The sequence below is a fragment of the Azotobacter armeniacus genome (assembly GCF_054779355.1).
The window spans coordinates 1-9,987 of the sequence record NZ_BAAGYK010000051.1; the positions used below are offsets into that span (position 1 = coordinate 1).

The following is a 9,987-nucleotide window of genomic DNA, read 5'->3' on the forward strand; positions in this document are numbered from 1 at the left end:
TTTGCCAAGGCAGAAGGCATCACCCATCGGCCGGTCAATCCGAGCCAGAAGCGCAGGGTCGACGGGCCTTTTCACATCCAGAACGTGAACGCCTACGACAGCCGCCTGAAGGGCTGGATGACTCCCTTTCATGGGGTGGCCACCAAGTACCTGACCTATTACCTTGGATGGCGCCGCCTGCTCGAGCGCTACAAGACGCAGCTCAATCCATTGATTTGCTTGAGGGAGGCGCTGGGGCGAGCAGCTATGCAACAGCTAACTCAGACATAGCCTTTTCTTTCGGGCCGCGGCAAGCATAAGGGGGGTAGCCCCTCGGCCATCCCCGGCGTCGAGGTCGTCGCCCCGTGCAATATGGAGTTTGACGGCTACCTCGACGCCGGCGATTGTTGCCATGCGGAGCATGGGGGTTCAGGGTATTCACCGGACTACCCATGCTCCATTGCTACCGGCGGAGAGACACACATTCATGGACTCTGGGGAGGCGGCCTTCAAGATTTACCCCAAGCAGTCTTTTCATGTTGTCGGTCAACTCCATATGCCACCCTATTCATCCGGATTAGCTATCAGCCGTCACACTGGCTCAAATGGCACTTCACCATCACAGACGAATCCTATCTCCCTCATTTGCGTCAGCCAATCTCAATTGGCAACCAGAAAGCCCAAATCACAGGCATGAAAAAGGCCGGTGATTACTCAACCGGCCTAAGTCATTGAATTTATTGGTCGGGACGGAGTGATTCGAACACTCGACCCCTTGCACCCCATGCAAGTGCGCTACCAGGCTGCGCTACGCCCCGACTTCTTCGCCCCAGCTCGCTGAGGCGGGTCGAACTATATATTAAGCTTCTGAAAAGTGGAAGATTTTTTTGAGGTTTTGACTATTTGCGCAAAACCTGGAGAACGTCTTCAAGCTCGGCGATTGTCTGCCGGATCAACTGCCGATATTGGGTCGTCTCTTCCTTGGCCTCATCGCCGGAGAGTCGTAACCGCGCCCCGCCGATGGTGAAGCCCTGCTCGTACAGCAGGGCCCGGATATGCCGGATCATCAGCACATCCTGACGCTGATAGTAGCGCCGGTTACCTCGGCGCTTGACCGGATTGATCTGGGGGAATTCCTGCTCCCAGTAACGCAGCACATGCGGCTTGACTGCACAAAGCTCACTGACCTCGCCGATGGTGAAGTAACGCTTCCCGGGTATGGGAGGCAGTTCGTCGTTATGGCTTGGTTCCAGCATAGGCTTCAACCCTGGCTTTCAGCTTTTGCCCTGGACGAAAGGTGACAACACGCCGTGCCGTGATCGGGATCTCCTCCCCAGTCTTGGGGTTGCGACCGGGCCGCTGGCGCTTGTCGCGCAGATCGAAATTGCCGAAGCCGGACAATTTGACCTGTTCGTTGTGCTCCAGTGCCTGGCGGATTTCCTCGAAGAACAGCTCCACCAATTCCTTGGCTTCCCGTTTATTCAGGCCAAGCTCCTCGTAGAGACGTTCCGCCATCTCAGCTTTCGTCAGAGCCCCCATACGCTACTTCCTTAACGTCGCGTTGAACCTTTCTTCCAGCGAGGTGAGGATGTTCTGGGTTGTGCTGTTCACCTCATCATCGTTAAGAGTGCGCGATGGATGTTGCCAGGTCAAGCCGACTGCCAGGCTTTTTCTTTGCGGATCAATGCCTTTACCCTGATAGACGTCGAACAGTCGGAGGTCGGTCAAGTATTCACCAGCCGCTTCGCGAATGACCTGCAGCACCGCCTCCGCCGGAGTGTCATGATCGACGATCAGGGCCAGGTCCCGACGGACTTCGGGGAAGCGCGAAAGTTCGTGAAAGGCCGGCAGACGACCGGCAGTGATTTCCGCCAGGACCAGTTCGAACAGGAAGATCGGCTGGTCCAGCCCCAGCGTCTTGCCCAACTCGGGATGCAGGGCGCCGAGGAAGCCAACCAGACGCCCCTCGCGCTCGATCCGCGCCGCCTGTCCCGGATGCAGGGCTGGATGCTCGCCGCTGACGAAGCGGTATTCATCGGCAGCACCGGCAGCCGCGAGCAGGGCCTCCACATCGGCCTTGGCATCGTAGAAGTCCATCGCATCCCGGCCATGGCTCCAGCTCTCCGGCAGGCGGCTGCCGGTGATGGCGCCAGCCAGCACGGGTTCCTGCTTGAGGTCGCCCAACTGACCGACGAAGCGCAGGCCGCTCTCGAACAGACGCACGCGGGACTGCTGGCGGTTCAGGTTGTACTGCAGCGCCTTGACCAGTCCCGGCCAGAGCGAGGCCCGCATGGCCGCCATGTCCGCGGAGATCGGATTAGCCAGGGTCAGCGGCTCGACGCCCGGAGTGAAGAGCTCGAACAGCTTGGGATCGATGAAGCTGTAGGTGATCGCCTCCTGGTAGCCGCGCGCGACCAGCAGACGGCGCAGCACCGGCAGTTCGCCGCGGGCCTCAACGCACGCTTGCGGAGCCAAGCGTGCCTGCGGGTAACGGACCGGCAGGTTGTTGTAGCCATGCAGGCGGCCGAGCTCCTCGATCAGATCCACCTCGAGAGCGATATCGAAACGATGACTAGGCACCTCGACCTGCCACTCGCCAGCGACACCGCCACTGAGCCTCAGCCCCAGCGCGACAAGCAGGCGTTCGACCTCGCCCGGCTCCATCCGCATCCCGAGCATCTGCTCGATACGCTCGGCACGCAGGGTGATCGGCGCTACCTGCGACAGGCTCGACCGATCAGCCACCTCGATAATGGGGCCGGGCTCGCCGCCGACGATCTCCAGCAGCAGCGCGGTGGTACGCTCCATCGCTTCGCGAGCCAGCTGCCAGTCGACACCTCGCTCGAAACGGTGCGAGGCATCGGTGTGCAGGCCGTAGGAACGGGCCTTGCCAGCGATGGCGATGCTGTCGAAGAAGGCGCTTTCGAGGAACAGATCGCGGGTACCGCTGGCAACGCCGCTGTGTTCGCCGCCCATCACACCGGCGATGGCCAGGGCGCGCTGGTGGTCGGCGATCACCAAGGTGTCGGCGCGCAAACTGACCTCCTGGCCATCGAGCAGGACCAGCTTCTCGCCCTCCTCAGCCATGCGCACGCGGATGCCGCCGTGGATTTCGGCGAGATCGAAGGCATGCATCGGCTGGCCCAATTCGAGCATCACGTAGTTGGTGACGTCAACCGCCGGGTCGATGGCGCGGATATCGGAGCGGCGCAGGCGCTCGACCATCCACGGCGGGGTCGGCCGCGACAGGTCGACGTTGCGCACCACGCGGCCCAGATAGCGCGGGCAGGCCTTGGGCGCCAGCACCTCGACCCGGCGCACTTCGTCATGCAGCGGCGGCACCGCGGCGATCGGCAGATGACTGACCGGAGCGCCGTAGAGCGCGCCCACCTCGCGGGCCAGGCCGGCCAGGGACAGGCAGTCGCCGCGGTTGGGGGTCAGGTCCACCTCGATGCTGGCATCGTCCAGGTTGAGGTAGCTGCGGATGTCCTGCCCTACCGGCGCGTCGGCCGGCAGCTCCAGCAGGCCGTCGTTTTCCTCGCTGATCTTGAGCTCGGCCGCCGAACAGAGCATGCCGAAGGACTCCACGCCACGCAGCTTGGCCTTCTTGATCTTGAAATCCTCGCCGAGCACCGCATCGATCATGGCGAAGGGAATCCTGATTCCCGGGCGGGCGTTGGGCGCACCGCAGACCACCTGGAAGGTCTCGCTGCCGTTGCCGACCTGGCAGACGCGCAGCTTGTCGGCGTCCGGGTGCGGCTCGGTGGAAAGGATTTCACCCACCACCACGCCGGAAAAGGCGCCGGCCACCGGCGTGACGCTGTCGACCTCGAGACCGGCCATGGACAGGCGGGCCACCAGTTCGTCGCGGGACACCGGCGGGTTGACCCAGTCCCGCAGCCATTGTTCGCTGAATTTCATCCTGTTCTCCCAAAGAATTCGGTTACGGTTGCGGCCCTAGCGGAATTGCGCGAGGAAGCGCAGGTCGTTGTCGAAGAACAGGCGCAGGTCGTTCACCCCGTAGCGCAGCATGGCCAGGCGCTCGATCCCCATGCCGAAGGCAAAGCCCTGGTGCTTCTCCGGGTCGATGCCAGACATGCGCAGCACGTTGGGGTGCACCATGCCGCAGCCCATCACCTCCAGCCAGCCGGTGTGCTTGCATACCCGGCAACCGTGGCCGCCGCACATCACGCACTGCATGTCGACTTCGGCCGAGGGCTCGGTGAAGGGGAAGAACGAGGGACGGAAGCGCACGCCCAGCGGCTTCTCGAAGAACACCCGGAGGAACTCCTCGATGGTGCCCTTGAGGTCGGCGAAACTGATGTCCTCGTCGATCAGCAGGCCCTCGAGCTGGTGGAACATTGGCGAGTGGGTGATATCCGAGTCGCAGCGGTAAACGCGGCCCGGGCAGACGATGCGGATTGGCGGCTGGCTGCTTTCCATGGTGCGTACCTGAACCGGCGAGGTATGGGTGCGCAGCAGCATGTTGGCATTGAAGTAGAAGGTATCGTGCATCGCCCGCGCCGGGTGGTGGCCGGGGATGTTGAGCGCCTCGAAGTTATGGTAGTCGTCCTCGACTTCCAGGCCTTCGGCAACGCTGTAGCCGATATGGGTGAAAAACTGCTCGACTCGCTCGAGGGTACGGGTCACTGGATGCAGACCGCCGGAAGTCTGGCCGCGCCCCGGCAGGGTCACATCAATGCGCTCGGCAGCCAGCCTGGCGACCAGCGCGGCGGACTCGAGGTCGGCCTTGCGCGTATTGAGAGCATCCTGAACGCTGCTCTTGGCAGTATTGATCAGGGCACCAGCCTTCGGGCGCTCCTCGGCCGAGAGCTTGCCCAGAGTCTGCATCAGCTGGGTCAGCTCGCCCTTCTTGCCGAGATAGTGGACCCGGAGCTGTTCCAGGGCGTTGACGTCTTCGCTATGTTGCACGGCCTCAAGCGCTTGCGAGACCAGTGCATCCAGGTTTTCCATGTACAACCTCCAGGGGGTCTTGCAGAACTGTCCTGGCGTCCGCTTTGACCTTGTCGCACTCGGCAGGAGGTCTGCCAGGAACGCAACGCTCGGTTTTGCAAAAACCCCTTCTCGGATACGAAATAGGGGAAGAGCACTAGGCTCTTCCCCTATCGGTGACGTTCGGCACCGGGCGAACCCGGTGATTGCCGGGGGTTAAGCCAGGACGGCTTTGGCCTTCTCGACAATCGCGGCGAACGCCGCTTTTTCGTTCACTGCCAGATCGGACAGAACCTTGCGGTCGATCTCGATGGCCGCCTTCTTCAGGCCGGCGATCAGGCGGCTGTAGGACAGACCGTTCTGACGGGCACCAGCGTTGATACGGGCGATCCACAGGGCGCGGAACTGGCGCTTGCGCTGACGGCGGTCACGGTAGGCGTACTGGCCAGCCTTGATCACCGCCTGCTTGGCGACGCGGAACACGCGGGAGCGAGCACCGTAGTAGCCCTTGGCGAGTTTCAGGATTTTCTTGTGACGGCGACGAGCGATGACGCCACGCTTAACACGAGCCATGAATAGTTACCTTCTAGAGTCTTGACCAGGATTAACGAACACGCAGCATGCGCTCGACTTTGGCGACGTCGGACGGATGCATCAGCGAGGTGCCGCGCAGCTGGCGCTTACGCTTGGTCGTCATCTTGGTCAGGATGTGGCTCTTGAAAGCGTGCTTGTGCTTGAAGCCGTTTGCAGTCGGCTTGAAGCGCTTCTTGGCACCGCTCTTGGTTTTCATCTTTGGCATGTTCGGATACTCCGCATTGAGTGATTACGCATAACCGCAAGGCCTGCCAGTGCCCTGGTGGGTTATTTTTTCTTTTTGGGGGCGATGACCATGATCAGTTGGCGTCCTTCCATCTTCGGATGCTGTTCGACGGCGCCGTATTCGACGAGGTCGGTTTCGACCCGCTTCAACAGCTCCATGCCCAGCTCCTGGTGAGCCATCTCACGGCCGCGGAATCGCAGGGATACCTTGGCCTTGTCCCCCTCGCTCAGGAAACGTACCAGGTTGCGTAGTTTTACCTGGTAATCCCCTTCTTCCGTCCCTGGACGAAACTTGATTTCCTTGATCTGGACCTGCTTCTGGTTCTTCTTCGCCGCAGCGACCTGCTTCTTCTTTTCGAACAGATGCTTGCCGTAGTCCATGATCCGACATACGGGCGGTACTGCGTCCGCGGAAATCTCCACCAGATCCAGCTTAACTTCTTCCGCTACGCGAAGCGCTTCATCAATCGAGACGATGCCAATCTGCTCGCCGTCCACTCCAATTAACCGAACCTCGCGTGCCGAGATATTCTCGTTGATCGGAGCTTTCGGTTGAGCTTTTCTATCTTGTCTCATTTCACGCTTAATAATGATTACTCCAATTCTTGGCGACCACGCCGGGCAACCGCCTGCGCCAGCATCTCGCGAAATTGCTCGATTGGCATCGAGCCCAGATCGATACCTTCGCGGGTGCGCACAGCTACGGCTCGCGTCTCAACCTCCCGATCTCCGATCACCAAGAGATAGGGAACCTTGAGCAAAGTATGCTCGCGAATTTTAAAACCGATCTTTTCGTTTCTCAAGTCGGACTTGGCACGAAAACCGCCTTGATTGAGCAGCCGCTCGACTTCAAGCGCGAACTCGCCCTGCTTATCGGTGATATTCATGATCACCGCCTGGGTCGGGGCCAGCCAGGCCGGGAAAGCACCTTCGTAGTGCTCGATCAGGATGCCGATGAAACGCTCGAAGGAACCCAGGATTGCTCGGTGCAACATCACCGGATGCTGGCGGTCGTTGTTCTCGCTGACGTACTCGGCGCCGAGGCGGACCGGCAGGTTGAAATCAAGCTGCAGGGTACCGCACTGCCAGACACGCCCCAGGCAGTCCTTCAGGGAAAACTCGATCTTCGGCCCATAGAAGGCACCCTCGCCCGGCTGCAGATCATAGGGCAAGCCGGCAGTCTCCAGAGCCGCGGCCAACGCCCCCTCGGCACGATCCCACAGGTCGTCGGAGCCGACGCGCCTCTCCGGACGAGTGGAAAGCTTCAGTTGGATATCCTGGAAGCCGAAGTCGGCATAGACCTGCTGGGTCAGCTTGATGAAGGCGGCGGATTCGGCCTGCATCTGCTCTTCGGTGCAAAAGATGTGCGCATCGTCCTGCGTGAAGCCGCGCACCCGCATGATGCCGTGCAGAGCACCGGACGGCTCATTGCGGTGGCAAGCGCCGAATTCGGCCAGACGCATCGGCAGCTCGCGGTAGCTCTTCAGGCCCTGATTGAAGACCTGCACGTGGCACGGGCAGTTCATCGGCTTGATGGCGTAATCGCGACTTTCCGACTCGGTGGTGAACATATTCTCGGCATAGTTCGCCCAGTGCCCGGACTTCTCCCACAGGCTGCGGTCGACCACCTGCGGCGTCCTGATCTCCAGATAGCCGTTCTCGCGCTGCACTCCACGCATATACTGTTCGAGCACTTGGTAGACGGTCCAGCCGCTGGGATGCCAGAAGACCATGCCCGGCGCTTCTTCCTGGGTATGGAACAGATCGAGGCGCTTCCCGATCTTACGGTGATCGCGCTTCTCCGCTTCCTCGATACGCTGGATATAGGCGGCCAGCTGCTTCTTGTCCGCCCAAGCGGTGCCATAGATGCGTTGCAATTGCTCGTTCTTGGCATCGCCACGCCAGTAGGCGCCGGACAGCTTAGTCAACCTGAAGGCCTTGAGGAAGCGGGTGTTCGGCACATGCGGACCACGGCACATGTCGACGTATTCCTCGTGGTAGTACAGGCCCATTGCCTGCTCGTCAGGCATGTCGTCGATCAGGCGCAGCTTGTACTCCTCGCCGCGGGAGCTGAACACCTCAATCACCTGCTCGCGCGGGGTCATCTTTTTGATGACGTCGTAATCCTTGTCGATCAGCTCGCACATACGCGCCTCGATGGCCGCCATATCCTCCGGCGTGAAGGGGCGCTCGTAGGCTATGTCGTAGTAGAAGCCTTCTTCGATGACTGGACCGATCACCATCTTCGCCGTCGGATACAGCTGCTTGACCGCATGACCGACCAGATGCGCACAGGAGTGGCGGATGATCTCGACCCCCTCCTCGTCCTTCGGCGTAATGATCTGCAGGGTCGCATCGCGGTCGATCAGGTCGCAGGCATCGACCAGCTTGCCGTCGACCTTGCCGGCCACGGTAGCCTTGGCCAGGCCGGCGCCGATGGACTGGGCCACCTGGGCGACCGAAACCGGATGATCGAACGTGCGCTGACTGCCGTCGGGAAGAGTGATGATGGGCATGGCGCCTCCTCTCCTAGTGGTGACCCCTACCAAAGGCCACGTGGGTTGGGATGAGCCAGTAAAGCGATCCACCGGATATGCCTGCCCCACGGCGGCAGGAGCCCGAAGGCCCGATCCGAGCGAACCGGAGTCACTGGAAATAAAGGTGCGGGATGCTTTCAGAAAGCCGCGCCACTGGCAAGCGACCCATAAAAAAGGTCGCCTTTGCGACCCTTTTTCGATTCGGCAGGCACAATTTGACTCGAACTAACGCCCCACCATGTCAAGGCGATGGCCAGCAAAGACTAATCCATTGAGCCAAAGGGAGAAAACAGGTCGAACTGCCACCCTCAGATCGAGATAGTGTAGCACGAAATATCAATAAGTTAGAGTTCTATTTTTCTACAGGAAAAGGCCATCCTCGCCCGTTCTGGATATTTCAATTCCCCGTCCTCGATATCTCCTCGCCCACTCCTGCAGACCGGCCAACTTCGCCCGGCACTGATCGGCCTCTCCTGCTACTCGGACAACACCTGCAGCAGTCTCTGCATGTAGCTCTGCTCTGGCTCCAGCTGCATCATTATTCACACCGGCGACGCCGGAGATGGCGGGCATGCGGTCTGGGCAACTGGCTGGATCGATACGGATCCGCAGCCGCTGACGAGCGGCAGCGAGGTCAGCAGACAAGCGGTTGGTAGTTTCGTGGGCATGTCGCAGCTCCTGATAGCGCTGTCGATCGATCTGCACGAGCTGGGTTTCCAGCTGCTGGCGGGCCTGCTGCTGGGCGCGCAGAGCTGCGGTGTTGGCCTGGGCGATCTGCGCCAGCTGCCGAGCCTCATCGGTCTGCAGGCCGGACAGATCAGCCTGGCGTGATCGCAGGGCGGCGCGTTGCCACTGCCGGGCCTGATCGGCACGGCGGTGGCCATGGACCTGCGGCTCAGCGGCCGTACGATCCTGACCGACGAGGCGCTAGAGTTACGGCTGATCAACCGGGTGCTACCTCAGGAAAGCTTCAAGGGTGCCTGTTGGGCCCAGTTGCAGCCATTGGTCATGCTGTTGCAGCGCATCAAGCGGCAGGTTGTGAGAGCTTCACACAGACCTACAAGGAAGCAGTGCCGGCGGCAGACGCCGGATTTCACCGAGGGTGTGGCAAGCCTTCTGGAAAAGCGTCCGCCACGTTTCCGGCTTCGTTGACTGCTGCCCTCATTTCCGGCAAGACCCTGCGATGCCCCGGTTCCTGAGTGAGCGATTAGTCGCTGGTGGCGCAAAGGATCTACTCATGCTCTCGTCCAGCAGCCATTGGCGGAACGCTTCCAGGGCCTGGTTGCGTTCATTGCGATGGCAGTATCAGGCAGGCAAAGGCAATGAAGTGAAATCCCTCCAGCGTCGAGGGCAGACACTCGCAGCCCCGGCTTCAGCCGCCTGAAGCGGGCCATCCCGCCGAAGCTGCGCTCGACCACCCAGCGGCGAGACAGAAGGATGAAGCCTTTCTTCGCTTTCGTGTACTTGATCACTTCCAGCCGTAGTCCATGCTCTCTACCTGCTGAGCAGCCGATGCACCGTAACCGTCTGGCCAAGTCGTCTGGCTTGAACCCGCCAGGCTAAGAGAGGGTGTCCACCTATTCATCGTGGACACCTTTTCAAGCGGGGAAATCATGCAGCGTCGTTCCTATTCCACGGCCTTCAAGGCTCAAGTCGTGCAGGAGTGTGGCCAACCCGGCGCCTCCGTCGCCAGCGTGGC

At 60.8% G+C, this 9,987-nt stretch carries 10 protein-coding genes, 1 tRNA gene and 2 pseudogenes; 2 read left to right on the plus strand and 11 right to left on the minus strand.

All coding sequences use genetic code 11. From position 1 onward, the window contains the following. Positions 1–270 (plus strand): annotated as a pseudogene (locus ACYVD0_RS10925) (IS1595 family transposase); the annotation flags it as partial. A 450-nt stretch (positions 271–720) separates the two neighbouring features. On the opposite strand, the gene ACYVD0_RS10930 reads toward ACYVD0_RS10925, so the two are convergent. From ACYVD0_RS10930 to ACYVD0_RS10975, 10 genes are all read right to left on the minus strand, one after another. Then, positions 721–797 (minus strand) — tRNA-Pro (locus tag ACYVD0_RS10930). 81 nt (positions 798–878) lie between these two features. Continuing rightward, positions 879–1,235, minus strand: a complete 357-nt coding sequence (locus tag ACYVD0_RS10935; RefSeq protein WP_152389391.1) for a MerR family transcriptional regulator — start codon at positions 1,233–1,235, stop codon at positions 879–881. Then, on the minus strand, positions 1,216–1,518 hold the full coding sequence (gene ihfA / locus ACYVD0_RS10940) for an integration host factor subunit alpha (protein ID WP_011913482.1): 303 nt from the start codon (positions 1,516–1,518) through the stop codon (positions 1,216–1,218). Before ihfA ends, ACYVD0_RS10935 begins: the two co-directional genes overlap by 20 nt. Positions 1,519–1,521: 3 nt before the next feature. After that, on the minus strand, positions 1,522–3,900 hold the full coding sequence (gene pheT, locus ACYVD0_RS10945) for a phenylalanine--tRNA ligase subunit beta (RefSeq protein ID WP_460426849.1): 2,379 nt from the start codon (positions 3,898–3,900) through the stop codon (positions 1,522–1,524). 36 nt (positions 3,901–3,936) lie between these two features. Continuing rightward, positions 3,937–4,953: a phenylalanine--tRNA ligase subunit alpha gene (gene pheS, locus ACYVD0_RS10950; protein ID WP_460426850.1), complete on the minus strand. Its 1,017-nt coding sequence runs from the start codon at positions 4,951–4,953 to the stop codon at positions 3,937–3,939. A gap of 195 nt (positions 4,954–5,148) precedes the next feature. Next, positions 5,149–5,505 carry a 50S ribosomal protein L20 gene (rplT, locus tag ACYVD0_RS10955; protein WP_131342591.1) on the minus strand — a complete coding sequence of 119 codons (357 nt, stop codon included), beginning with the start codon at positions 5,503–5,505 and terminating at the stop codon, positions 5,149–5,151. A gap of 31 nt (positions 5,506–5,536) precedes the next feature. Continuing rightward, positions 5,537–5,731, minus strand: coding sequence for a 50S ribosomal protein L35 (gene rpmI / locus ACYVD0_RS10960; protein ID WP_039804765.1), 195 nt, complete (start codon positions 5,729–5,731; stop codon positions 5,537–5,539). Positions 5,732–5,793: 62 nt separating this feature from the next. Further along, positions 5,794–6,345, minus strand: coding sequence for a translation initiation factor IF-3 (gene infC, locus ACYVD0_RS10965; RefSeq protein WP_460426853.1), 552 nt, complete (start codon positions 6,343–6,345; stop codon positions 5,794–5,796). Then, on the minus strand, positions 6,345–8,267 hold the full coding sequence (thrS, locus tag ACYVD0_RS10970; RefSeq protein WP_460426851.1) for a threonine--tRNA ligase: 1,923 nt from the start codon (positions 8,265–8,267) through the stop codon (positions 6,345–6,347). Before thrS ends, infC begins: the two co-directional genes overlap by 1 nt. Before the next feature lie 381 nt (positions 8,268–8,648). Beyond that, positions 8,649–9,125: a lysis system i-spanin subunit Rz gene (locus ACYVD0_RS10975; RefSeq protein WP_460426854.1), complete on the minus strand. Its 477-nt coding sequence runs from the start codon at positions 9,123–9,125 to the stop codon at positions 8,649–8,651. Between the two features lie 45 nt (positions 9,126–9,170). On the opposite strand from ACYVD0_RS10975, the gene ACYVD0_RS10980 reads away from it, so the two are divergent. Next, complete coding sequence (locus tag ACYVD0_RS10980) at positions 9,171–9,440, plus strand: hypothetical protein (RefSeq protein WP_460426852.1); 270 nt, start codon at positions 9,171–9,173, stop codon at positions 9,438–9,440. Between the two features lie 221 nt (positions 9,441–9,661). Here ACYVD0_RS10980 and ACYVD0_RS10985 read toward each other — a convergent pair. Beyond that, positions 9,662–9,766, minus strand: a pseudogene (locus tag ACYVD0_RS10985) (IS5/IS1182 family transposase); the annotation flags it as partial. Positions 9,767–9,987 lie beyond the last annotated feature (221 nt).

Excerpts from the sequence above, each read along its gene's own strand:
- thrS (WP_460426851.1), bottom strand. The coding sequence starts at position 8,267 with ATGCCCATCATCACTCTTCCCGACGGCAGTCAGCGCACGTTCGATCAT.
- ACYVD0_RS10980 (WP_460426852.1), top strand. The coding sequence starts at position 9,171 with ATGGACCTGCGGCTCAGCGGCCGTACGATCCTGACCGACGAGGCGCTA.
- pheT (WP_460426849.1), bottom strand. The coding sequence starts at position 3,900 with ATGAAATTCAGCGAACAATGGCTGCGGGACTGGGTCAACCCGCCGGTG.
- pheS (WP_460426850.1), bottom strand. The coding sequence starts at position 4,953 with ATGGAAAACCTGGATGCACTGGTCTCGCAAGCGCTTGAGGCCGTGCAA.
- rpmI (WP_039804765.1), bottom strand. The coding sequence starts at position 5,731 with ATGCCAAAGATGAAAACCAAGAGCGGTGCCAAGAAGCGCTTCAAGCCG.
- ACYVD0_RS10935 (WP_152389391.1), bottom strand. The coding sequence starts at position 1,235 with ATGCTGGAACCAAGCCATAACGACGAACTGCCTCCCATACCCGGGAAG.
- rplT (WP_131342591.1), bottom strand. The coding sequence starts at position 5,505 with ATGGCTCGTGTTAAGCGTGGCGTCATCGCTCGTCGCCGTCACAAGAAA.
- ihfA (WP_011913482.1), bottom strand. The coding sequence starts at position 1,518 with ATGGGGGCTCTGACGAAAGCTGAGATGGCGGAACGTCTCTACGAGGAG.